The sequence below is a fragment of the Streptomyces endophyticus genome, assembly GCF_035798155.1.
Lineage (GTDB): Bacteria > Actinomycetota > Actinomycetes > Streptomycetales > Streptomycetaceae > Streptomyces > Streptomyces endophyticus.
The window spans coordinates 12385-35998 of record NZ_JAOZYC010000186.1; the positions used below are offsets into that span (position 1 = coordinate 12385).

Consider the following 23614-nt stretch of genomic DNA (forward strand, 5'->3'; position numbering starts at 1 on the left):
GGAGTTCGACTCCCGCGCCCCGTTCTCGTAGGAGCTACCAGGTGTAACCCGGTTCCACCTTCATGCACTTGGAGTCGTCCGCGCCGTTCTGCGTCTGCTCCTTGTCCAGTGCCTTGCCCGCGTCCTCGTCGTCCGTGGACTTCGGGTAGGCGGTGCCCGTCTTCCAGTCGGCGCCCACGATCAGCGTCACCCCGGACACCTCCGTCGACTCCTCGACCGAACTCAGCGGAATCCCGAGGGACTTGGCGACCGCCTGGGCGTCGCCCTCCAGATCGGCCGAGGGGTAGCGGATCACCGTCCTGTCCTCGACGAGGGACTGCGCCTGGTCCGGGACCGCCTGCGTGAAGCCCTCGGCGGTCAGGGCCTGCGCCACCTGCGCGGCCCGCCCGGGCGCCGCAGGTGTCGTCGCCGTCCGCGTGCCGTTGCGCACCTGCACCGCGATCTTGCCGTCGGCCGCGGCCGGATCGTCGGACGTCTCGTCCTTCGGCTTCTCCTTGTCGGCCTTGTCCTTGCCGTCGAGCGCGATGTCGTCACGGAGCAGGCGCCACAGCGCGTCGGCGTCGTTCTCCTTCGGCACCACGCGCGCACCCTCGTACACGAACGGCATCGTCGTCATCGTGATCCGCTTCGGCGCGGGCCGCTTCAGCTCGTTGCTCAGGTCGTACAGCTTCTTGACCGTGTCGAGGCCGTCGTCGACGCCCAGCGCGTTCGTCGCCTTCTCGGCGAGCGTGCGCAGCTTGGCCGGGTGGCTGAACGTCGCGTTCTTGCGCAGCTCGCGCACCATCGAGCTCATGTACATGTGCTGCGCCTTGGCGCGCGCGATGTCGCTGCCGTCCTCGAAGCCGTGCCGGGTCCGCAGCCACTGCAGGGCCTGCTCGCCCTTGACGGACGTCGTGCCCTTTCTCAGCTTCAGGCCCGAGCCCTCGCCCGAGCTGTTCCTGGAGTGGACGTTGGCGTTGACACAGACCGGTACGCCGCCGATCGCGTCCGCCATCGACACGACACCCGAGAAGTCGACCATCATGTAGTGGTCGATGTGGATGTCGGTCATCTCCTCCCAGGTGGCGACCGTGCAGCCGGGGCCGCCGCGGGCCAGCGAGGTGTTCACCATCTGCCGGGAGACCGTCGCCGCGTACACCTTGCCGGACTTCGGGTCGGTGCACTGGGGCAGCCTGGTCAGGGTGTCGCGCGGCATGCTCACCACGGACATGTTGCTGCGGTCGGCCGACAGGTGCAGCAGCATCTGTACGTCGGCCAGCGGGGCGGAGCCGACGCTCTGCTTGTGCCCGCCGAGCTTCAGGTTCTCCTTGGTGTTCCGGCTGTCGGAGCCGATCAGCAGGATGTTCAGCGGGCGCTGGCCCGCCGCGTTCGGCGTCGGTTCCGGGACCTTGTGCTCGCCGAGATTGAGCTTGCCCGTCTTGAGGTTGCCGTTCAGATGCCGGTAGTAGAGGTATCCGGCGCCGGCCGTGCCGATTATCAGGAACGCGAGAATGCTCGCGGTCCAGCGAAGTATTCGTCGTCTGCGGCGGCGCGGCCGGACGGCCGCACGCTGCCTGCTGCGGGTGGTGCGACCGCGGCTGTCCGCGTCGTCCCCGCCCGGCGCATCCTCGTACAGGCTGTCGTCCCACCCCAGGTCGGACGCCTTCTCCGGTGGTTCGCCCCGCCCGGCAGGCTGCCGTATGCGCTCCCCACGCACAGTGCCTCGCCCCATGTCCTACCCCGCCCTCCCCGCCCTGTGACAGCGGCTCGGCCGCCCTCTGTCACTTACTTAGACAGTCAACAGGCGGCCGAGGTTGGTCACTTGGCGCACACAGCCTTGTCCGCTGTTGTCTTGTCGACCTCCGGCGCCTTTGCCGAGGCTCCGTCGACGGGTGTCCCCGCACCCTTGAAGTCGCCGCCGAGGATGAGTGTCATCGCCGGCAGCCCCTGATCGTTCTTCTCGCTCTTGCCTTCCTTCAGCGCGGACGCCGGAAGGCCCATGATGTCCGCGAGCCGCCGGGCCTGACTGGCCTGGTCCGGCGCGTACTCGAGGCTCGTCTTCGCCTGATTCGGCTTGTTGCCCATCTGGCTCGACTTCAGTACGCCCTCAGTGTTCTGCAGTTCCGTGAGAGTTTCCTGAGCGGCGCCCGTCCTGCCACTGCCGTTGTAGATGTTGACGCGGACCGCGGAGGCGGCGGACTTGGGGCCCTTGAGCTTCGCGTCCTGCTTCTCCTTCTGCTTCTTCTTCGTCGCGGTGAGGGACACGTCGTTCTTGATCGCGTTGAAGACCGGCGGTCCGGCCGTCGGGTTCACGACGACGGTCACGGGCGTCGGCTCCGCCGGGTTGTCGATCACGGGCACCGTGGTGAACGACAGGTTCTTCGGCGGCACCTTCCTGATCTCAAGGGCCAGGTCCTTGAGGCTGCTCAGGCTGCCGATGCCCTTGTCGACGGTGAGCGCCTTGGTCGCGGCCTCGGCGAGGCTCGTCAGCTTGCGCGGATTGGTGATCGTGTCGCTCGAACTCATCTTGCGCGCGAGGGAACCGAGGAACTGCTGCTGCACCTTGATCCGGTCCAGGTCGCCCTGGTTGCCGAAGCTGTGCCGGGTGCGCAGGAAGGCAAGCGCCTGCTCGCCCTGCAGATTGTGGGTGCCCGCCGACAGCTTGAGGTGCGAGTCCGGGTCGTTGACGTCCTTGCCGACACAGACGCTGACCCCGCCCACGGCGCTGGACAGCGTCTTCACCGCGTTGAAGTCCGCCATCATGAAGTGGTCGACGGTGATGCCCGTGACCGCCTTGACGGTCTTCATGACACAGCCCGCATCGCGGTCGGACTGCCCGAGGCTGGTGTTGAAGCGGCTGTTCGGCGTGCCCTTGATGGTCTTGAGCGTGCCGTCCTTCTGCTTCACCTGGCAGTCCGGCACGTCCACGACGAGGTCACGCGGAATGCTCAACGCGGTCGCGTTCGTACGGTCCTTGGAGACGTGCAGCAGCACATTGGTGTCGGCGTGGCCGACGCTGCCCTTGTCCCCGTAGCCCTCGTTACCCTTGCCGGTGCGCTTGTCGGTGCCCATGACGAGGACGTTGATCGCCTCGTCCTTGGCGAAACCGTTCTTGGCACCGACCACGTCCTGCGACGTGATGTTGCCGTTGAGGTGCTCCCAGTACCAGTAGCCGACTCCGGCACCCACCAGGACGACCATGGCCATGCCGCCGGCCGTCCACAGCATGATCTTCTTGGCCTTCGACTTCTTCTTCGGCCGCGAACGGCGCCGGCCGGAAGCCTGCTCCTGCGCGGCCGGCGCCTCGCGGCGTCTGCGCTGCGGGGGAACGTCGCGCCGGCCTCTGCCGCCGCCCTGCGGGCTGCCACGGCGCGGACCGTCACCGCGCGGCGCGGCGCGGCGCGGGCTCGGCACCGCCGACTGCCCAGCGGAGGGGGTCAGTCGCAGTTCGTAGTCACCGGTGTGGGGGTTGAGCACCCACTGATCTGCGGGGTCGATGTTCTCAGCCCGCCCACGGCCTTGCGCGTCCACGGTTGTCTGTGTCCTCCGTCGGGGCCACGCGGCGCCCCACCCCCCTTAAAAGCGGGCGCCCGGTCAAGTCGGTCAGTAGTGCGCGACCGGGCTCGCAAGCATGGCCGGGTGCACCGGATCGCTCACACTATCCGCCCAGTTCAGCGTCAAGCGAGGACGGTGACAAATTCCACTCCCATACAACTGGGCAATCCGGACCATTTCTTTGAACCTGTGGGTCGGCTGATGACTTCCGCTTCGCCCAGGGGCCGTTGAGGCGTCGTCCGGGCGTCCGGTCTCAGCCGCAGGAGGCCTGTCCGGCCGTGTTGCCGCGGAAGGTGGGGGCGGGGGAGGCGCCGGGTTTCCCGACGCTCCCGCCCTCGCCGTCATACGTGTCGTATTCATCGGATCCGTCAGAGTATCCATCCGATTCGCCGTCCGTGCCGTATTCGTCCTGCGCGCCGTACTCCTCGTCGGCAGGCGGCTGTTCGGCCACCTTCACGGGCGTGTCCTTGCGCAGCTGCGTGAACAGCCGCTCGGCCGCGGGCTGGACGAGCTGGTCCCGATTGGCGTTGTAGACGTACGACTCGCGGGGCACCGTCAGGAACCGGATGCGCTCGGCCGGAATGCCGCGCATGCCGCGCACCAGGTCGTAGAGCCCGCGCAGGCTGGCGAGCCCGGGGTCGGTGGTCAGCGAGGAGGTGGCGGCGTCGAGCACGGGGTAGAGCCGGGCCGGGTTCAGCAGCACGCCGTTGCTCTGCACCTTCTCGACGAGCGCGCCGAGGAACCGCTGTTGACGGTCCATCCGGTCGGTGTCGCTGCCGTTGCCGAGGCTCTTGCGGGCGCGTACGTAGCCCAGGGCCTGCTCGCCGTTCAGATGGTGGGTGCCCGAGGCCAGCCGCACATGCGCGTCGTCGTCGTCGATCGGCCGGTCCAGGCACACCGTGACGCCGCCGACGGCGTTCACCATGTCCTTGAACCCCTCGAAGTCCACGACCATGTGGTGGTCGACGCGGACCCCCGTCATCTTCTCGACCGTACGGATCGTGCAGGCCGAACCGCCCACCTCGAAGGCGTAGTTGAACATCGCGAACATCCCGTCGTGCCGCGAGCCGTCCCGCTGCCGGCAGGCCGGCACCTCGGTCATCAGGTCACGCGGGAACGAGATGGCCGTCGCGCTCTTCCGGTCCGCCGCGACGTGCAACAGGATCGTGGTGTCGGAGCGCTGGGTGCCGTCGTTGCGGCCGTACTTCCCGTTCTTGCCCGCCCGCGAGTCGGAGCCGATGAGCAGCAGGTTCTGCGCGCCCTCGGCCAGCACGGTGGGCCGTTCCTTCTCGTAGCGCGCGAGCTCGGAGGCGGTGTCCGTGTCCTCGGTGATGTTCCCGTTGAGCCTGTCGTACGCGATCCAGCCGACGCCGCCCGCCACGAGCACCAGGAACGCCGCGCAGATCGCCGAGTACCGCAGCCATCTCCCGCGCCGCCGCGCGCGCCCCGCACCGGTGGGCGAGGAGCCGTGGGCCGGCCCGGGGTCCGGGGGCGTGGCAGCGGAGTCGGTCACGTACAGGTCCCCCTCATGGAAACGTAGGCGTACCTACGACCATGGACCCCGCCGCGCGGCCGGACCGCGGCGAGCTGAGCCGAACGGGCTAGCTGCGCTTCCTCACGAGGTCAGCGGGCGGTCGCGGTGACCCGCTCGCTCTCCACGCGCTTGGCGAGGGCCGCTTCGTCGAGCTGGTCGAGGTTGCGGCACAGCACGACGGAACCGCCGGTGGCCAGCGGCGCGTAGAGGCCCGCGGCGAGCCCCTGCCAGGTGTCGTACGCCAGCCCGGACAGCAGCCGCGAACCGGGTCCGGTCAGGCCGAGCCCGGTGGCGTCGGCGGCGGCCTTCTCCACCACCTCGGCGCCCGTCCGCTCGGCGCCGGCCACGACGAGCGCGGGCTCGTCCGCGTCGACGGGCGCGAACGGGGCGAACCGGTCGCCCTGTCCCGGCACTTCGACGGCGTAGTCGAGGAAGCCCTCGGGCGGCTGCGGGAACCGTCCGCCGAGCGGCCGCAGCGCGAGCGCGATCCGCTCCCCGGAGCAGGCGCGGGCGGCGTCGAGCGTGTCGGGCCCGCTCACGACGAGATCGGCGCCGCCCGGATCCCCACCCACATCGGCGACGACACCCACGGACGAACAGGCCAGCAGCCACACCGCGGACTGCCAGTGGGCGGGCAGCAACAGGGCGAGCCGGTCGCCGGGTTCGGCGTTCAGGTCGCCCTGCAGCAGATTGGCGGTCTTGGCCACCCAGTTCGCGAGCGTGGCCACGGACAACTCCACGCGCTCCCCGGTCGCGTCGTCATAGAAGGTGACGAGCGGTCGCCCCGGATCGGCGACGAGGGCGGCCTGGAGCAGAGCGGCGGGAGTACGAGCAGCAGCAGTCACGGAAACCAGCGTACGCACCGGGTCCCACCCGTCACGGCACCCGTATGACACTCCCCGATGGCCGATGCCCAAGGATCCGCACACGATCGTGCGCATGCGTGGATTCCTTGCTTCATCGATCGGTGTCACCTGCGCGGCGGCCCTGGCCCTCCCGCTCACCCTGCCCACGGCCTCGCACGCCGCGCCGTCCCCGACGCGCGAAGCGGTCCCCGGCAGCACCCAGTCCCTTGCCCTCGACCCCCTCGAAACGTCGCCCGGCAGCACCTCGACGCGCGCCGCCGGCGCCCCCCAAGAACAGGGGCTCACACGGCGCGACGTGCGCCCCTTCTCCCTCGTCGGCGTCGTCTGGGACGACCCGGACGCCCAACTCCACGGCAACGTTCAGGTGCGTACGCGCACCACGAACACCACCCGCTGGTCCACCTGGCAGGACGTGGAGACCCACAACGACGACGCCCCCGACCTGGACACCCCGGAGCGCGCCGCGGGCGGTCTGCACGGCGCGACCGCCCCGCTCTGGGTCGGCGACAGCGACGGCGTGGAAGTACGCGTCAAGGCGGAGGAGCCCGAGGCCGAGCGCGCCGCACGGCCGGCCACCCTCCCGAAGGGCCTGCGCCTGGAACTCGTCGACCCCGGCGAAGAGCCACCGCAGGGCTCCCGCGCGGAAGGGGCCGACACCGGCGTCATCCCCGCCCTCGACAAGAAGCAGACGGAGGACGAGCTGATCCAGGCCCGCGGCGGCAAGTCGGCCGCGGCGGGGTCCCGTCCGTTCATCGGCCCGCGCCCGCGCATCATCACGCGCAAGGGCTGGGGCGCCAACGAGAAACTCCGGGAACGCAAGCTCGGCTACACCAAGACCGTCAAGGCGGCCTTCATCCACCACAGCGCTTCCGGCAACAACTACCGCTGCTCGCAAGCCCCTTCCGTCATCCGCAGTATCTACCGCTACCACGTCAAGAGCAGTGGCTGGCGCGACATCGGCTACAACTTCCTCGTGGACAAGTGCGGAAACATCTACGAAGGCCGGGCCGGTGGCGTCGCCAAGCCGGTCATGGGCGCACACACCCTCGGCTTCAACACCAACAGCACGGGTATCGCGGTTCTGGGCACGTTCGGCAGCTCCAAACCGCGCGCCGCGGCCGTCAAGGCCATCGCGCGACTCACGGCCTGGAAGCTCGGTCTCTACGGCGCGAATCCACGCGGGTCGACATATCTGAAGTCGGGCGGTAGCAATCTCTACCGCAAGGGAAAGAATGTACGACTCAAGGTGATCTCCGGTCACAGGGACGGTTTCGCGACCGAATGTCCGGGACGCCGCCTCTACAACAAGCTCGGCAGCGCCCGCAGCAGCTCCGCCCACCTACAGGGCCGCTGACGCCGGCCGGCCTGGGCGCCTCGCACGGTCTGCATACACTGGCCGGCCGAAAGACAGTTCGGCCGGCCCCAGCAGGAAGCAGAGACGACAGGTGACTGAAGCGATACTCCTGGTCGGCGGCAAGGGCACCAGACTCCGGCCACTCACGGTGAACACGCCGAAACCGATGGTCCCGGCGGCCGGCGTGCCGTTCCTCACGCACCAGCTGGCGCGCGCGAAGGCGGCGGGCGTCGACCACATCGTTCTGGCCACCTCCTACCTGGCGGAGGTCTTCGAGCCGTACTTCGGCGACGGCTCCGGCCTCGGTCTCCACCTCGAATACGTCACCGAGGTCGAACCCCTCGGCACCGGCGGTGCCATCCGCAACGTCGCCTCGCGCCTGCACTCGGCGCCCGACGAGCCGGTCCTGATCTTCAACGGCGACATCCTGACGGGCCTGGACATCGGCGCGCTGGTCCACGAGCACGAGACGACCGGCGCGGACGTCTCCCTCCACCTGTCGCGGGTCGAGGACCCGCGCGCGTACGGCCTGGTGCCCACGGACTCCACGGGCCGGGTGACGGCCTTCCTGGAGAAGCCCCAGACCCCCGAAGAGATCGTCACGGACCAGATCAACGCGGGCGCGTACGTCTTCCGCCGCTCGGTCATCGACACGATCCCGACGGGCCGCCCGGTCTCGGTCGAACGCGAGACGTTCCCGGACCTGCTGGCCTCCGGAGCCCATCTCCAGGGCATGGTCGATTCGACCTACTGGCTGGACCTCGGCACCCCCCAGGCCTTCGTCCGCGGCTCCGCCGACCTGGTCATGGGCCGCGCCCCGTCGCCCGCCGTCCCCGGCCGCCGCGGCGACCGCCTGGTCCTGCCGACGGCACGAGTGGCCCCGGACGCGAAGCTCACCGAGGGCACGGTCGTGAGCGAGGGCGCGCGGATCGGCGAGGGCGCCCGTATCTCCGGCTCCGCGATCCTGCCCGATGCCGTGATCGAACCGGGCGCGGTGATCACGGACTCGCTGGTCGGCACCGGCGCCCGAGTGGGCGCACGTACGACCCTCAAGGGCGCGGTGATAGGCGACGGCGCCGACGTGGGCGCGGACAACGAACTCCAGTCAGGAGTCCGAGTGTGGTGCAACGCAACCCTGCCCCCGGCTTCGATCCGCTTCTCATCGGACCAGTAATTCGAGCCCCTGCGGCTCTGCTTATAAGCCCCTGCGGCGATTGAGCAGCGGGGTCCGGGGCAGAGCCCCGCGACGTCGACCACGGGTCCCCGGAAGAGGCGCTTTCGCGGGCTGAGGGAGAAAACCCCCTACCCTCGAAGACCCACCCGCCCCACCCGGAGGACCCCGTGGCAGGCCGCCGATACCCCTCCGAAACCCCTCTCCACCTGGGCCTCACCCTCAGCCCGCTGCGCAGAGGCCCCGCGGACCCCACCTTCCGCACCACACCGGACGGCGCGGTGTGGCGATCCAGCCGCACCCCACAGGGCCCGGCAACGCTCCGCGTGACCGAGGAGCGCGACGGCGCGGTCCGGGCCCGGGCCTGGGGCGAGGGAGCCGACTGGTTCCTGTCCCAACTCCCGCACCTGCTCGGCGAGTCGGACGACCCGACCGCCTTCGAGCCCCGCCACCGCCTCGTCGCACGGACGACCCACCGCCGCCCCGGCCTCCGCCTGACCCGCACGGGCCTGGTCCTGGAGTCCCTGATCCCGTCGATCCTGGAACAGAAGGTCACGACGGACGAGGCGTACCGCGCCTGGCGCCTGCTCCTGAACAAGTACGGCGAACCGGCCCCCGGCCCGGCCGGCGAGGACCTGCGCATGCGCGTGATGCCGGACCCGCGCACCTGGACGCTGATCCCCTCCTGGGAGTGGCACCGGGCGGGCGTGGACAACAAGCGCGCCTCGACGATCATCCGCGCGGCACAGGTCGCCCGCCGCCTGGAGGAGGCGGCGCGGATGGAGCCGGGGGAGGCCCGCACCCGGCTGGAACTGGTCCCCGGCATCGGCCCCTGGACCTCCGCGGAGACGGTCCAGCGCACGCACGGCGCCCCCGACGAGGTGACGACGGGCGATCTGCATCTGCCCGGCATCGTCGGCTACGCCCTCGCGGCCGACCGGGACGCGACGGACGAGGACATGCTGGAACTCCTGGCCCCGTACGCGGGCCAGCGCCACCGGGCGGCCCGCCTGATCATGCTCAGCGGCGTCTCACCGCCACGGAGGCAACCCAAGATGCGCAGGGTGAACATCGCGGAGTGGTGAGGGAGGCCGGCGCACAAGCGCCCGCGGCGCTCTACCGCACCTCGACGAAGTCGGAGACGACCCGCTCGGGCCGCTCACCCGGCGCCCCCGCCGCATGCCCCACCGCGACGGCCCCCATCGGGTCCCACGTCTCCGGCAGGTCGAGCACGTCGCGCACGACATCCCGGCAGAACATGGTCGACGAGACCCACGCGGACCCGAGCCGCTCCCCGGCCAGGGCGACCAGGAAGTTCTGCACCCCGGCCCCGGTGGCGACCACGAACATCTCCCGCTCGGCGGCATCCCGCCGCGCGTCCCCGTACGTGTGCGACCCGTCCATCACGAGGCACGGCACCACGAGGTAGGGCGCGTTACGCAGCACATCCCCCCGCCGCACCCGCTTCGCGATCGACTCCTCGCTCTTGCCGTCCCGCCGCAGATCCGCGATCCACGCGTCCCGCATCGCGTCGAGCAGCCGCGTCCGCGACTCCTGCGACTCCAGGAGCACGAACCGCCACGGCGTCGTGTGATGCGGCGCGGGCGCCGTGACGGCCGCGGCGACGGCCCTCCGCACGGCCCCCGGGTCGACCGGCTCGTCGGTGAACGCCCGCACGGTCCGCCGCTGCGTCACGGCCTCCCGCACCGCCTCCGACGTGCCGAGCCGGAACATGTCGTCGCGCGCGACCCGCACCAACTCCCTCGCGGATCCACCCTGTTCTTGGACGAGTGTCGAGCCGAGCCCCCGCACCACGGCGACCGGCAGACCCCCGGCCTTCCCCTTCACGAGGTCACCCGCGGCCGCCAGCTCGTCGGCCGTGGCCACCACGGTGGCGCTGAGCGGATTCCCGTACGCGTCCGTGCCGCCCCGCAGATCGTCGAGTACGCGCACGCCCGCCGCCCCGATGGCGACATCGGTCAGCCCGTTCCGCCACGGCCTGCCGAAGGTGTCGGTGACAACGACCCCGACGTCCACCCCGAGCGCGTCCCGCACGCCGTCCCGGATCGCGGCCGCGGCGGCGTCCGGGTCCTCGGGCAGCAACAGCACCGTCCCCGCGGGGGTGTTGGAGGCGTCGACCCCTGCCGCGGCCATCACGAGCCCCAGCTTGTTCTCGACGATCCGCAGCGTGCCGCGCCGCGCCACGACCCGTACGGTCTCGGCGTCGATCGCGGCCTCCCGGTCGTCGGCCCGGAGCACCCGCCCCTCGGCCTTGCTGACGATCTTCGAGGTGACCAGCAGCACGTCACCGTCGACGAGCCCCGGTTCGGCGGCGACGATCAGCTTCGCGATGTCGTCGCCCTCCCGCACCTCGGGAATGCCGGTGACGGCCCACGCGCGAAAGCCGGGGGCGGCAGAGGTGCCGGGGGTGTCAGGGGTGGTCGTCACGCGCCGCGTACCTCCTCCGCGAGCTTCAGCGCCTCACGCGCCATCTCCGCGGCGGCGGTGCCCTCCACGGGGTCCGTCATCATCAACGGCACGGCCCTGCACGCGATCCCGGCCGCCTCGACCCGCTCCACGGCCTTCTCGTCCACCGTGTCGACCAGCCAGCCGTCGAGCAGCCCGCCGTCCTTCGCCGCCCCGTAGTGCTCGGCGACCGCGGCCGCGCTGGACTCCACGCCCACCGCCGCGAGCACCTTGTCGGCCATGCCGCGCACCGGAGCGTCGCCCACGATCGGCGAGAGTCCGACGACGGGGGCGGTGGACTTCTCGATGCCCTCCCGGATCCCCGGGACCGCCAGGATCGTCCCGACGCTCACCACGGGGTTCGAGGGCGGGAAGAGGATCACGTCGGCCTCGGCGATGGCCTCCAGGACGCCCGGCGCGGGCTTCGCCTGCTCGGCACCGACGGGCACGACGGCCTGCGCGTCCACGGAGGCGCGCAGCTTCACCCAGTACTCCTGGAAGTGCACGGCCTTGCGCTCGCCGTCCACATCGACCGCCACGTGCGTCTCCACGCGGTCGTCCGACATGGGCAGCAGTCGCACGCCCGGCTGCCACCGCTCGCACAGCGCCTCGGTGACCGCGCTGAGCGGGTAGCCGGCGCCCAGCATCTGCGTACGGACGATGTGGGTCGCGAAGTCCCGGTCGCCGAGCCCGAACCACTTGGGTCCGACCCCGTACGCCGCGAGCTCCTCCTTGACCGTGAACGCCTCGTCCGTACGTCCCCAGCCCTGCTCCTCGTTGATGCCGCCGCCCAGGGTGTACATCACCGTGTCGAGGTCCGGACAGACCTTCAGGCCGAAGAGGTGGATGTCGTCCCCGGTGTTGCCGATGACCGTGATGGCCGCGCCGTCCGGTGCGGCCTGCTTGAGACCGCGAAGGAACCGGGCACCACCGATGCCGCCTGCCAGAACCACAATGCGCATGTGCCCAGCATCGCAGGCACCTCTGACAACGCGTCGGCCGGTCTCAGACAGTGGCGGCTTCGGCGACCGAGCAGGTTGGCGTGTGCATCGGCATCTCGGTCAAGCCGGGGAAGTAGACGTGCAGGCTGACCGCGGGCTCCAGGGAGTCGTTGACGACCTCGTGGACGTAACCGGGCGCGAAAACCCGCTGCGCGCCGGTTCCGAGCGCGCGCACGCCCCCTTCCGTACGCTCCGTCAGTTCGCCCTGCAGCAGCGTCAGTACGCCGGAGGAGAGGCCGTGGTCGTGCAGCCCGCTGCCCTGACCCGGCACCCACGACAGGAGCCACACCTCGTAGCCGGGTCCCGTGCGCAGACGGTGGTACCAGCGGGTGGTGGTGTCGTACTCGACGAGGTGTTCCCACTGGGAGCGGTCGGCGGCGATGGAGCGCGCGAGGCCGACGAATTCGGCCACCGTCTCGGGGTGCTCCCGGACGGGCTGCAGCAGGTGCGGTACTTCGAGGATGTCGCCGGCGATCTGGAGGTCGCTGTCGCTGTTCATGGGGTGGTGGTGTTCCTCAAGGGAGTGCGGTGCGCAGGGCCGTACTGAGATGAGAAGAAGCGTGGTCGGAGCCGACGGGCTCAACGACTCAACAGCTGGAACAGCAACAGCACACGAGGGCAGCGCGAACGGACCCGGCGGTGCGGGTCGTCGAGGGTGCCGAAATCGCGAGCATGCCCATCAGGACAGCGGGTCATGCCCTCGTTGTCAACCCAATGTCCGGATTGTGGAATATGGTTCACCTCATCCGGTGTCCTTGGCAGGCGAAAGGTTTGTGCAGCGAGGTGGCCGGACATGTGGCGCAGCAACCCGGCGTGCAAACGTCGGAACGGCAGCGATCTTTGCGGCGTCTTTCCTTGTAGCGGTTCATCGGGGGAGGGGCGACTGCACGGGGTGCGGTCGGCTCCGCATGAGCCGCGGGCAAGTGTCATGGTTTTTGGCGATTTGAACACTTTCCGCATAGCCTTGGTTCCGCAGGGTGAATAACGGGCCCAATAGCAGATCTCGGCTTGACTGCCCCGGATCGGCACACTTGTAATTTCACTCGTGTCGTTCAGCCGAAATCGGTGACGGCAACATCACGGGGACGCACGGACAGACGAGGGGCGCACTATGACCGAGTCGTTTCAGGATCTGCTGGTCGAGGACGCGGAAGAAGAACTCGGCTGGCAGGAGCGCGCGCTGTGCGCCCAGACCGACCCCGAATCCTTCTTCCCCGAGAAGGGCGGTTCCACGAGAGAGGCCAAGAAGGTCTGCCTCGCGTGTGAGGTCCGCTCCGAGTGCCTCGAATACGCGCTCGCCAACGACGAACGCTTCGGCATCTGGGGCGGCCTCTCCGAGCGCGAGCGCCGTCGGCTGAAGAAGGCCGCTCTCTAGTCCCCAAGATGTGCGGTGCTTTCCGGCCTGCTGCCCGTGGTTGTCCACAGGCGGCGGGCCGCTGTTGTTGGCAGCCGTTAGTGTGGGGCCCCGTCCCGGACGCCACCGTGTCCCCAGTGGGCGCGGGCGTCCACCGCAGTCCAACGAACCGGGGCCCGTACCTCGATGTCCGTGCACAGCCACTCGGCAGGCCAATTCGGTACTGCCGCCGCCGCGTTCAACCCGGGGCCCGCAGCAGGGGTCGACCCGAGCAGCGCCCCCGAGTTCCCCAGGCATGTCGTCACCGCCGTCGTCGTCTCGCACGACGGAGCGCGCTGGCTGCCCGACGTTCTTTCAGGGCTGCTCTCCCAGGAGCGCCCCGTTCAGAACGCGATGGCGGCCGACACCGGCAGTGCCGACGACTCCGCCGCGCTCGTCGCGCAGGCCATCGGTGACGACCGCGTGCTGCACCTCGCGCGCCGCACCGGCTTCGGCCAGGCCGTCGAGGAGGCCGTGCGCAGCGCGGGCGTCCTCACCCCCGACGAGCTGCCGTACCTGAAGCGCCCGAGCGGCTGGGACCCCGTCAGCCGCTCCTGGCGCGACGACGCGTACGACCTGCCGGACCTGCCGCACGGCGAACCCGAGCAGTGGCTGTGGCTGCTGCACGACGACTGCGCGCCCGATCCCGACGCGCTCGCCCAGATGCTGCGCGTCGTCGAGATGGAGCGCGAGGCCGGCAGCGACGTCGCCATCGTCGGACCCAAGCTGCGTGGCTGGTACGACCGCAGGCAGCTGCTCGAGGTCGGCGTCTCCATCGCCCACTCCGGGCGCCGCTGGACCGGTCTCGACCGCCGCGAGCAGGACCAGGGGCAGCACGACCATGTGCGGCCCGTGCTGTCCGTGTCCACCGCGGGCATGCTGATCCGGCGTGACGTCTTCGAGCAGCTCGGCGGCTTCGACCGCAGGCTGCCGCTGATGCGTGACGACGTCGACCTGTGCTGGCGCGCCCATGCCGCGGGCCACCGGGTCGTCGTCGCCCCCGAAGCCGTCGTGCGGCACGCGGAGGCCTCCTCCCGCGAGCGCCGCACCGTCGACTGCGTCGGCCGTACCGCCACGTCGCCGCACAAGGTGGACAAGGCGGGCGCCGTCTACACGCTGCTCGCCAACGCGCGCGGGGCGACGCTTGCGTGGTCCCTGCTCCGCGTCGTGTTCGGCACGCTGCTCCGTACGCTCGCGTACCTCGTCGGCAAGGTGCCGGGACAGGCCTTCGACGAGATCACCGGTCTGCTGGCGACGCTGCTGCGGCCGGGGCGGATTCTCGCCGCCCGCAGGCAGCGCGGCAGGGGCGTCGTCGACGCCAAGGAACTGCGCCCGCTGTTCCCGCCGCCGGGCGCGACGGTGCGGCTCACCGTCGAACAGGTGGCGGGCAACCTCTTCGAAGGCTCCGACCCGGAGACCGCCAGGGCGGGCCGGCACGGTGGCGGTGGCCTCGAGTCGCCCGACGACGCCGAATTCGTCCGGATCGAGCGGTTCGCGCGCCTCAAGCGCATCGCCCGCAACCCCGGACCGGTGCTCCTGGTAGTGCTGCTCTTCGTCTCCCTCATCGCCTGTAGAGGGCTGTTGGGAGGCGGGGCTCTGGCAGGCGGCGCGCTGCTGCCCGCTCCCGCCGACGCGTCCGAGCTGTGGGCCCGGTACGCCGACGCCTGGCACGCCACCAGTACCGGCGGCACCCAGGCGGCGCCCCCGTACCTCGCGCTGCTCGCCACCTTCGCCTCCGTGTTGTTCGGCTCCACCGGGCTCGCGGTCACCGTGCTGCTCGTCGGCTCGGTGCCGCTCGCCGGCTTCACCGCGTACTTCGCGTCCAGGCCGCTCGTCACCTCGCGCCTCCTGCGCGCGTGGGCGGCCGTCGCGTACGCCTTCCTGCCCGCCGTCACGGGCGCCCTCGCGGGCGGCCGCATCGGCACCGCGGTGCTGGCGATCCTGCTGCCGCTCCTCGCGCGCGCGGGTCTCGCCGCTTCGGGCCTGACGCACACTCAGGGCGGGCGCGGCAGCTGGCGGGCCACCTGGGCGTACGCGCTGCTGCTCACGATCACGACGGCCTTCACGCCGATCGTGTGGCCGGTCGCGCTCGTCCTCGGCATCGCGCTCCTTGTAGTGCGGCGCTCCGACATCACCGCCTACGGGCTGCGTTTCCTGGCCGCGCTCGGCACACCGCTGCTGATGCTCGCGCCGTGGTCCCTCTCGCTGCTCCCGTTCGGCTTCTTCAAGGAGGCCGGAATCCCGTACGGGGCGGGTTCCGCGACCGGACTCGGGCTGCTCGGCGCGTCGCCGGGCGGCGCCGGGACCACGGGCAGCCTGCTGCTCGTCGGCATCGTCCTCGCGGCGCTGGCCGCCCTGCTGCGCCACGAGCGCCGCCGCGCGATCGTCGCCTCCTGGGCCGTCGCCGTCGTGGCGCTCGTCTTCGCGGCCCTGTCGAACGGCTCGGCGTGGGCCGGACCCGCCACCCTCGTCTACGGCATCGCGCTCCTGGCCGCCGCCGCGCTCGGCGCCGACGGCGCGCGCTCGCGCGTGGCCGAGCAGAGCTTCGGCTGGCGTCAGCCGGTGGCCGCGCTCATCGCGTTCGCCGCTGCGGCGGGCCCTGTGCTGCTCGCCGCGGGCTGGATGATCGGCGGCGCCGACGGGCCCGTCGAGCGGCGCGACCCGGTGCAGGTGCCCGCGTTCGTCGCCGAGGAGGCAGGCACCCGCGACCAGGCCCGCACGCTCGTCATGGACGGCTCCACGGGCGACGTCGCGTACTCGCTGGTCCGGGGCGCGGGTGCGCGCCTCGGTGACGGCGAGCTGACCGCGGCCGCGGGCGAGAACGCCAGGCTCGACAAGGTCGTCGCCAACCTGGTCGCCGGCTCCGGCGCCGATCAGGCCGACCAGCTCGGCGGTTTCGCCGTGCGCTACGTCCTCGTACGGGGTGGCGCGCCGCGCGAGATGAGCCGTGTCCTCGACGCGACGCCGGGCCTGACCCGGCTCAGCCAGCAGGACGGCACCGCGCTGTGGCGCGTCGACCGGCAGGTGGCGCGGGCCGTCGTCCTGCCGAAGGCCGACGTCGGCTCCACTGCGGAGGAGTCCGTGCCGGTCGCGGCGGGCCCCGTCGAGCTGCACACGAAGGTGCCGCAGGGCCAGGAGGGCCGCATCCTGCGCCTCGCCGACCAGTCCGCCGATGGCTGGACCGCGACGCTGAACGGCACGCCTCTGACGAAGACCACCGTCGACGGCTGGGCGCAGGGCTTCGAACTGCCCGCATCGGGCGGCACGCTGGACGTCACGTACGACGCGCCGATCACGCACACCGCCTGGCTGTGGGCGCAGGGTCTGCTCGCCCTTGTCCTCGTGGTGCTCGCCCTGCCAGGCCGGCGCCAGGACGTCGACGACGACCTGCCGGATGAGCCCGTGGTGACCGCACAGGACCTCGCGGGTGACGGCCGAAGGGCCCGCCGACTGCGTGCCCAGGCGGATGCGGAGCAGGCGACACAGGCGGAGCCGGTGCCCCAGCAGGTCCCCGGCGCGGCCATGCCTCCTCCTCCGGAGGAGGCCCCCATGGCGGGCTTCCCGCACCAGCAGACGTACGCGGAGTGGGACCAGCCCAGCTACGCGGCCGCCGACTACGGCACGTACGCGGCCGGGGAGCAGCAGTACCAGGGCGGCGCCTACGGGTACGACCAGCAGGTCGACCCCTACCAGGCGGGCCAGTACGACCCGTACGCCTACGGGGGCGGGTACGAGCAGCCCCAGCAGTACGACCCGACGTACGAGCAGCAGCAACAGCAGCACCAGCAACAGCAGCACGGCCACGGCAACGGCGCCGACAATGAGCGCCCCGACGGGAGCCAGCAGTGAACCGCACGACCCTGTCCCTGATCGCCGCCGTGACCGCCCTGGCCGCCGTCACGGGCTTCGCCGCCGCGACGACGCCCGGCGAGGAGGACACCTCCGGCCGGGCGGCCGCCGCGCGCCTCCCTGTCGAGCGCTCCAGCTTGCTGTGCCCGGAGCCCAGCCAGTCCGACCTGGCGGAGACCGCGTACACCTCGTACACGCCGGAGACGAAGGGCACCGAGGGCGTCGGCACGGCGGAGCTGGTGCCCGCCAAGGGCGGCAAGAAGGGCAAGGCTGTCGTCACCCCGAAGAAGCCCGGCACGCCCGTCGCGGGCGACGCCACCGGGGCCGAGGCGCCCGCCCTGACCGGAACCGCCGACGGGGCACTCGCGCCCGGCTGGACCGTCCAGCAGACCACCAGCGTGACCGCCGGCTCGGGCCGCGGCCTGCTCGGTGTGAACTGCTCGGAGCCCGACACGGACTTCTACTTCCCCGGCGCCAGCACAGCCAAGGGCCGCAGCGACTACGTCCACCTCACGAACCCGGACGACGAGGCCGCGGTCGTGGACGTGCAGATGTACGGCCCCGAAGGGGCCATCAAGTCCGAGGTCGGCGAGGGCATCACCGTCCCGCCGCACTCCAGCGTCCCGGTGCTGCTGTCGACGCTGACCGACAAGGCGTACACGAACCTCACGCTGCACGTGACCGCGCGCAGCGGCCGGGTCGGGGCGGCCCTGTCGGACGTGGACGAGAAGCTGGGCGGGGACTGGCTGCCCGCATCCGCCGACCCGGCCGCGTCCCTCGTGCTGCCCGGCATCCCGAAGGACGCCAAGAACGCGCGTCTGGTCGCCTTCGCGCCGGGGCAGGACGATGCCGACCTGAAGGTCCAGCTCGCGACCTCCAGCGGCAAGATCGCGCCTGCGGGGCACGACACGCTGCACCTGAAGTCGGGCATGACCACGGCCGTCGACCTCGGCGCCGTCACGCGCGGCGAGGCGGGGTCGCTGATCCTGACGCCCTCCGAGGGCTCCGTGCCGGTCGTGGCCGCCCTGCGCGTCACGCGCGGCAAGGGCGCCGACCAGGAGACCGCGTTCATCCCGGCCACGCGGAGCATCGGCGCCCGGGCCACGGTCGCCGACAACCGCGCGAAGGGGTCCACGCTCGCCCTGACCGCCCCCGAGTCGACCGGCAAGGTCAAGGTCACCGCGTCCCCGGGCACCGAGGGCGGCACGGCGACCACCAAGGAGTACACGGTCAAGGGCGGCACGACGCTCTCGGTCACCCCGCCCGTCCCGTCCGGCCTGAAGGGCTCGTACGCGCTGACGGTGGAGCCGGTGTCGGGTGGCCCGGTCCATGGCTCACGGATGCTGGAGAAGAAGCAGGGCTCCGTCCCCGCGTTCACGGTGCAGACGCTGCCGGACGACCGGGGCATGGTGTCGGTGCCGAAGGCGGACGAGGACCTCTCGGTGGTGCAGAAGTAGCTGCCTACGGGGCGGCGGGGTCAGTCCTCGCCGTCTCCGTAGTCCCCGTACCGGGGATCCACGGTCTCCGGGGTGAGCCCCAGGACCTCCGCGACCTGCTCGACGACGACCTCGTGCACGAGCGCCGCCTGCTCCTCGCGCCCCTTCGTGCGGATCTCCACGGGGCGCCGGTAGATGACCACGCGCGCGGGGGTGTCGTCCCGCGCGGGGACCATGCCGCCGAGCGGCACCGCGCCGCCGACCCACGCCTCGTCCTCGGCCGTCAGCCGCGGCACGTCCAGAATCAGGAAGTCGACCTCGGCGAGCTGCGGCCAGCGCCGCTCCAGGCGCTCCACGGAGTCCTGTACGAGGTCGGAGAAGGCCTCGGCGCGGCTCGCGGACAGCGGCACCTGCGGGGGCGCCACGGGGCCGCGCATGCCCCGGCCGTGCCGGTCGCGGCGGCGCGGCGGGCGCGGCTCCCCGGAGGGCGGCGAAACCGCGTCGTCTGTGTTGACTGGCCTTTCCATCACTGACGCAGCGTAGTCCTCCGCGGCGCCGGAAGCGGGGCGGCGCCGGGCGGGGCACCCCATGTCGCTTCCTGACCGATCAAGCCAATCTTGGGGCTGATTCAACTTCTCTCCCGGATCGACGATCTCGCGGCAATTGGCGCTATATGCCCTGAGTGGTGACCGCTTTCAACTACCCAGTGGGGCGCACGACCCGGGGTCGGCGCAGGTCACCGGGGCGCCCGTGGACGGGGGTGTGCGCCGGATCACGCCACGACACGGTGGGGTGACCTCGGGGAGAGTCGTCGCGGCCCGCTCAAGAGTGCGGTAGCGTCCAACGCTGTGAGCCCTGTACGTCGCTGTTCGCGCACCGCTTGCGGCCGTCCTGCCGTCGCGACGCTGACGTACGTCTACGCCGACTCGACCGCGGTCCTCGGCCCCCTCGCCACGTACGCCGAACCCCACTGCTACGACCTGTGCGCCGAGCACTCCGAGCGCCTCACCGCGCCGCGCGGCTGGGAGGTCGTCCGGCTCTCCGGCGGCAGCGCTCCCAGCCGCCCCAGCGGGGACGACCTGGAGGCCCTCGCCAACGCTGTGCGCGAGGCGGCCCGCCCGCAGGAGCGCGCGGCCGGGGCCGGCGGCTCGGGGGCGCGCACCGCGGACCCCATGGAGGTCGCGCGCCGCGGTCACCTCCGCGTGCTGCGCTCGCCCGACAACTGATCAACTTCCTTGTAGATCAGGCCCTTTCTTCCGTATAGGTCAGGCCCTTCCACGGGATCTTCACAGTCGAACGCGTTGACCCGCGATTGTTGAGGACACGACGATTTCGCCACCCGACTCCGGGATCCCGGGAGGCGCACGTGTTCGTCCAGCAATTGGAGCCCGTAGGCGGCTCGCTCGGCCTGTCCGCCCTCGTCGCGGCCCTGCCGCTCGTGACCGTCCTCGTCCTGCTCGGCGCCGTGCGCATGAAGGCGCACCGCGCGGGCCTGATCGGTCTCGCCGTGGCAGCCGCCGTCGGCTGGCTCGCGTACGGCATGCCTCTGGGACAGACCGTCTCCAGCGCCGCACAGGGCGCGGTGTTCGGGCTCTTCCCCATCATGTGGATCGTCGTCAACGCCCTGTGGGTGTACCGGATGACGGTGCGCACCCGGCACTTCGACATCCTGCGCCGCTCCTTCGGGCGGCTCTCCGACGATCCGCGCATCCAGGCGCTCGTCGTCGCGTTCTGCTTCGGCGCGCTCCTGGAGGCGCTCGCCGGGTTCGGGGCGCCGGTCGCCATCTGCTCGGTGATGCTGGTCGCACTCGGCTTCGACCCCGTGAAGGCCGCGGTCGTCGCGCTCGTCGCCAACACGGCGCCCGTCGCCTTCGGGGCCATGGGTACGCCCGTCGTGACGCTGGCTCAGGTGACGGGCCTTCCGCTGGACGCCGTCGCCTCCGTGGTGGGTCGTCAGACGCCGCTGCTCGCCCTCGTGGTGCCGCTCGTGCTCGTCGGCCTGGTGGACGGCAAGCGGGGCCTGCGCGAGACCTGGGTGCCCGCCCTGGCGTGCGGATTCGCCTTCGCCGTCGCCCAGTTCGTGGCCTCCAACTACGTGTCCGCCCAACTCGCCGACATCGGCGCCGCGCTGGTGGGTGCCGGCGCCCTCGTCGCGGTGCCGCACGCGCGCAGGCCGGCCGCCGAGCCCGTCCGCGCCGCCGTCCTGACCGGCGTACGCAGTGAGGACCTGGACGAGGAGGACGCGCGGCCCGAGGTGCTGCGCGCCTATGTCCCGTACGCGCTCATCGTCGTGATCTTCTCCCTGGCGCAGATCCCCGCCATCAAGGACCTGCTCACCAAGGCCAACTGGGTCTTCGACTGGCCCTTCCTGAACGTCGCCGACCCGAGCGGCAAGCCCGTGGGCGGCAACATCTTCACGCTGCCGATCGTCTCCACCGGCGGCACGCTCGTACTGATCGCGGGACTCTTCTCCGCGGTCGTCCTCGGGGTGCACGCGCGCGATGCGGTGCGTGAGTGGTTCGCCACGGTGCACGAACTGCGGTTCGCGATCCTGACGGTGACGAGTGTGCTGGCCCTCGCGTACGTCATGAACCTGTCCGGACAGGCCGCCACCATCGGGCACTTCGTGGCGGCAGCGGGCGCAGGGCTCGCCTTCTTGTCGCCCGTACTGGGGTGGTTCGGCGTCGCGGTCTCCGGGTCCGACACCTCGGCCAACGCGCTCTTCGGCGCCCTCCAGGTGACGGCCGCCCAGCAGTCGGGCCTTTCGCCGGAACTCCTTGCCGCGGCGAACAGTTCGGGCGGCGTCCTCGGCAAGATGATCTCGCCGCAGAACCTGACGATCGCCTGTGCGGCGGTCGGCCTCGCGGGCCGGGAGGGCGACCTGCTGCGCAAGGTGCTGCCGTGGAGCGCCGGACTGCTGCTCGTGATGTGTCTGATCGTGTGGGCACAGAGCACCGCGGTGCTGTCGTGGATGCTGCCCTGAGCGGGGCCGGCGCCGCCCGGTACCGCCTGGTGCTGCTGTGACCAGTGAGGATGCGGGCAGACGGGTTCCCCGGGAGGAATGAGGGGTTCACGATCCACTGTCAGTGCGGCCAGGTACTTTGTGGGTCCGTGCAGGACTCCAGGAGGGCTGGGCAGACCGTGGCTGCTGCTGATCTGTCACAGATCGTTAAGGCGTACGACGTGCGTGGGGTGGTCCCGGACCAGTGGGACGAGGAGCTCGCCGCGCTGTTCGGCGCCGCGTTCGTGCGGGTGACGGGCGCGGACGCGATCGTCGTGGGTCATGACATGCGGCCCTCGTCGCCCGGCCTGACGGGGGCGTTCGCGCGCGGGGCCGCCGCCCTCGGCGCGGACGTCACCGAGATCGGCCTGTGCTCGACGGACCAGCTGTACTACGCGTCGGGCGCGCTCGACCTGCCCGGCGCCATGTTCACGGCCTCGCACAACCCGGCGCAGTACAACGGCATCAAGATGTGCCGCGCGGGCGCGGCGCCGGTCGGGCAGGACACGGGCCTCGCCGAGATCCGCCGGCTGGCCGAGGAGTGGAGCGCGTCGGGCGCCCCCGAGCCGGCCGCCACGCCCGGAGCCGTCACGCGGCGGGACACGCTGAAGGACTACGCGGCGCACCTGCGCGGCCTGGTCGACCTGACGGTGATCCGCCCTCTGAAGGTCGTCGTCGACGCGGGGAACGGGATGGGCGGACACACGGTCCCGACGGTCCTCGAAGGCCTGCCGCTGGACGTCGTGCCGATGTACTTCGAGCTGGACGGCACGTTCCCGAACCACGAGGCGAACCCGCTGGACCCGGCGAACATCGTGGACCTCCAGGCACGCGTGCGTGCCGAGGGCGCCGACCTCGGCCTCGCCTTCGACGGGGACGCGGACCGCTGCTTCGTGGTGGACGAGAACGGCGACCCGGTGTCCCCGTCCGCGATCACCGCCCTGGTGGCCGTCCGCGAACTCGCGCGCAACGGCGGCTCGGGCACGGTCATCCACAACCTGATCACCTCCTGGACCGTCCCGGAGGTCGTGAAGGAGAACGGCGGCACGCCCGTGCGCACGCGCGTGGGCCACTCCTTCATCAAGCAGGAGATGGCCACCACCGGCGCGATCTTCGGCGGCGAGCACTCCGCGCACTACTACTTCCGCGACTTCTGGAACGCCGATACGGGCATGCTGGCGGCGCTCCACGTCCTCGCGGCCCTCGGGGGCCAGGACGGTCCGCTCTCCGCCCTGGTCTCCTCCTACGACCGCTACGCGGCCTCCGGCGAGATCAACTCCACGGTCGCCGACCAGACCGACCGGCTCGCCGCGGTCAAGGCGGCGTACGCGGACCGCGAGGGCATCACGACGGACGAGCTGGACGGCCTGACGGTCACGGCGACCGACTGGTGGTTCAACGTCCGCCCGTCCAACACGGAGCCGCTGCTGCGCCTGAACGCGGAGGCGCGGGACACGCCAACGATGGAAAAGGTCCGGGACGAGGTCCTGGCGATCATCCGGGGCTGAGGCCCCGCCCCGGCGCGGCGTACGCTCACCGGAAAGCCCCCGGCCACGGCACAGCTCGTGCCCCCGCCGGTAGGCTGGTGACCAGCGCCGCACTCCGGTCGGCCACCCGGCCACCGCGCCCCGGTGCAGCGCACCCGAACCCCACCCCCGGAGGGAACCATGCCGCTCGAAGCCGGCCTCCTGGAGATCCTTGCCTGCCCGGCCTGTCACGCCCCGCTCAAGGAGGCCGACGCCGAGCTGGTCTGCACCGGCAAGGACTGCGCGCTGGCCTACCCGGTCCGCGACGGCATCCCCGTCCTCCTGATCGACGAGGCGCGCCGCCCCGCGTAACCCCCGAAAAGACGCCGCCCGCAGGAGGCCCGACGCCATGTTCGACGAATCGCTCCTGGACGACCCGGACGCGCTGGCCAGGGCCGACCGCCGCGGCCTGCTGCGCGGCGCCGCCGAGGCCGGCGCCCGTGTCCGCACGGCGGCCCGGCACGCGGCCGAGGCCGGCATACC

At 71.4% G+C, this 23614-nt stretch carries 18 protein-coding genes; 10 read left to right on the forward strand and 8 right to left on the reverse strand.

The features are described 5' to 3' along the window. Positions 1-34 precede the first annotated feature (34 nt). The 4 genes from OKJ99_RS37600 to OKJ99_RS37615 all read right to left on the reverse strand — a co-directional run bounded on the left by OKJ99_RS37600 (position 35) and on the right by OKJ99_RS37615 (position 5913). Positions 35-1711 (reverse strand): LCP family protein, encoded by a 1677-nt coding sequence (locus OKJ99_RS37600; RefSeq protein WP_326022891.1) that lies wholly within the window; start codon positions 1709-1711, stop codon positions 35-37. Between the two features lie 86 nt (positions 1712-1797). Then, the gene (locus tag OKJ99_RS37605; RefSeq protein ID WP_326022892.1) at positions 1798-3510 is read right to left on the reverse strand and encodes an LCP family protein; all 1713 of its coding nucleotides are present in this window, start codon (positions 3508-3510) and stop codon (positions 1798-1800) included. A gap of 277 nt (positions 3511-3787) precedes the next feature. Continuing rightward, positions 3788-5047, reverse strand: a complete 1260-nt coding sequence (locus OKJ99_RS37610; protein ID WP_326022893.1) for an LCP family protein — start codon at positions 5045-5047, stop codon at positions 3788-3790. Positions 5048-5157: 110 nt separating this feature from the next. Beyond that, a complete protein-coding gene (locus OKJ99_RS37615) occupies positions 5158-5913 on the reverse strand; it encodes a TIGR03089 family protein (RefSeq protein ID WP_326022894.1) in 756 nt (251 codons plus the stop codon). A gap of 94 nt (positions 5914-6007) precedes the next feature. Between OKJ99_RS37615 and OKJ99_RS37620 the strand changes: the two genes are divergently transcribed. The 3 genes from OKJ99_RS37620 to OKJ99_RS37630 all read left to right on the forward strand — a co-directional run bounded on the left by OKJ99_RS37620 (position 6008) and on the right by OKJ99_RS37630 (position 9544). Next, complete coding sequence (locus OKJ99_RS37620; RefSeq protein WP_326022895.1) at positions 6008-7288, forward strand: peptidoglycan recognition protein family protein; 1281 nt, start codon at positions 6008-6010, stop codon at positions 7286-7288. 91 nt (positions 7289-7379) lie between these two features. Continuing rightward, a complete protein-coding gene (gene manB, locus OKJ99_RS37625; RefSeq protein WP_326022896.1) occupies positions 7380-8462 on the forward strand; it encodes a mannose-1-phosphate guanylyltransferase in 1083 nt (360 codons plus the stop codon). A gap of 167 nt (positions 8463-8629) precedes the next feature. Further along, entirely contained in the window at positions 8630-9544 is a 915-nt protein-coding gene (locus OKJ99_RS37630) for a DNA-3-methyladenine glycosylase family protein (RefSeq protein WP_326022897.1), read from the forward strand. Between the two features lie 31 nt (positions 9545-9575). Here the strand turns inward: OKJ99_RS37630 and OKJ99_RS37635 are convergent, their stop codons facing one another. The 3 genes from OKJ99_RS37635 to OKJ99_RS37645 are packed head-to-tail and all read right to left on the reverse strand — an operon-like array spanning position 9576 to position 12425. Further along, complete coding sequence (locus tag OKJ99_RS37635) at positions 9576-10907, reverse strand: coenzyme F420-0:L-glutamate ligase (RefSeq protein WP_326022899.1); 1332 nt, start codon at positions 10905-10907, stop codon at positions 9576-9578. Next, positions 10904-11887 carry a 2-phospho-L-lactate transferase gene (gene cofD, locus OKJ99_RS37640; protein WP_326022900.1) on the reverse strand — a complete coding sequence of 328 codons (984 nt, stop codon included), beginning with the start codon at positions 11885-11887 and terminating at the stop codon, positions 10904-10906. Before cofD ends, OKJ99_RS37635 begins: the two co-directional genes overlap by 4 nt. Before the next feature lie 43 nt (positions 11888-11930). After that, positions 11931-12425, reverse strand: coding sequence for a cysteine dioxygenase (locus OKJ99_RS37645; RefSeq protein WP_326022902.1), 495 nt, complete (start codon positions 12423-12425; stop codon positions 11931-11933). A gap of 612 nt (positions 12426-13037) precedes the next feature. Here OKJ99_RS37645 and OKJ99_RS37650 point away from each other — a divergent pair. The 3 genes from OKJ99_RS37650 (at position 13038) to OKJ99_RS37660 (ending at position 18625) form a co-directional block, all read left to right on the forward strand. Continuing rightward, positions 13038-13301, forward strand: coding sequence for a WhiB family transcriptional regulator (locus OKJ99_RS37650; protein ID WP_326022903.1), 264 nt, complete (start codon positions 13038-13040; stop codon positions 13299-13301). Between the two features lie 165 nt (positions 13302-13466). Then, complete coding sequence (locus OKJ99_RS37655; protein WP_326022904.1) at positions 13467-17168, forward strand: glycosyltransferase; 3702 nt, start codon at positions 13467-13469, stop codon at positions 17166-17168. After that, the gene (locus OKJ99_RS37660; RefSeq protein ID WP_326022905.1) at positions 17165-18625 is read left to right on the forward strand and encodes a DUF5719 family protein; all 1461 of its coding nucleotides are present in this window, start codon (positions 17165-17167) and stop codon (positions 18623-18625) included. Before OKJ99_RS37655 ends, OKJ99_RS37660 begins: the two co-directional genes overlap by 4 nt. 20 nt (positions 18626-18645) lie before the next feature. On the opposite strand, the gene OKJ99_RS37665 is transcribed toward OKJ99_RS37660, so the two are convergent. Further along, positions 18646-19131, reverse strand: coding sequence for a metallopeptidase family protein (locus tag OKJ99_RS37665; protein ID WP_326022910.1), 486 nt, complete (start codon positions 19129-19131; stop codon positions 18646-18648). 321 nt (positions 19132-19452) lie between these two features. On the opposite strand from OKJ99_RS37665, the gene OKJ99_RS37670 reads away from it, so the two are divergent. The 4 genes from OKJ99_RS37670 (at position 19453) to OKJ99_RS37685 (ending at position 23443) form a co-directional block, all read left to right on the forward strand. Beyond that, on the forward strand, positions 19453-19830 hold the full coding sequence (locus OKJ99_RS37670; RefSeq protein WP_326022906.1) for a DUF3499 domain-containing protein: 378 nt from the start codon (positions 19453-19455) through the stop codon (positions 19828-19830). Between the two features lie 140 nt (positions 19831-19970). Then, on the forward strand, positions 19971-21587 hold the full coding sequence (locus OKJ99_RS37675; RefSeq protein ID WP_326022907.1) for an L-lactate permease: 1617 nt from the start codon (positions 19971-19973) through the stop codon (positions 21585-21587). A 158-nt stretch (positions 21588-21745) separates the two neighbouring features. Beyond that, the gene (locus OKJ99_RS37680) at positions 21746-23113 is read left to right on the forward strand and encodes a phosphomannomutase/phosphoglucomutase (RefSeq protein ID WP_326022908.1); all 1368 of its coding nucleotides are present in this window, start codon (positions 21746-21748) and stop codon (positions 23111-23113) included. A 159-nt stretch (positions 23114-23272) separates the two neighbouring features. Continuing rightward, on the forward strand, positions 23273-23443 hold the full coding sequence (locus OKJ99_RS37685) for a Trm112 family protein (RefSeq protein ID WP_326022909.1): 171 nt from the start codon (positions 23273-23275) through the stop codon (positions 23441-23443). The last annotated feature ends 171 nt before the right edge of the window (positions 23444-23614 follow it).

Coding starts and splice junctions, on each gene's coding strand:
- OKJ99_RS37655 (WP_326022904.1), top strand. CDS start 13,467: ATGTCCGTGCACAGCCACTCGGCAGGCCAATTCGGTACTGCCGCCGCC.
- cofD (WP_326022900.1), bottom strand. CDS start 11,887: ATGCGCATTGTGGTTCTGGCAGGCGGCATCGGTGGTGCCCGGTTCCTT.
- OKJ99_RS37645 (WP_326022902.1), bottom strand. CDS start 12,425: ATGAACAGCGACAGCGACCTCCAGATCGCCGGCGACATCCTCGAAGTA.
- OKJ99_RS37665 (WP_326022910.1), bottom strand. CDS start 19,131: ATGGAAAGGCCAGTCAACACAGACGACGCGGTTTCGCCGCCCTCCGGG.
- OKJ99_RS37650 (WP_326022903.1), top strand. CDS start 13,038: ATGACCGAGTCGTTTCAGGATCTGCTGGTCGAGGACGCGGAAGAAGAA.
- OKJ99_RS37620 (WP_326022895.1), top strand. CDS start 6,008: ATGCGTGGATTCCTTGCTTCATCGATCGGTGTCACCTGCGCGGCGGCC.
- OKJ99_RS37685 (WP_326022909.1), top strand. CDS start 23,273: ATGCCGCTCGAAGCCGGCCTCCTGGAGATCCTTGCCTGCCCGGCCTGT.
- OKJ99_RS37600 (WP_326022891.1), bottom strand. CDS start 1,711: ATGGGGCGAGGCACTGTGCGTGGGGAGCGCATACGGCAGCCTGCCGGG.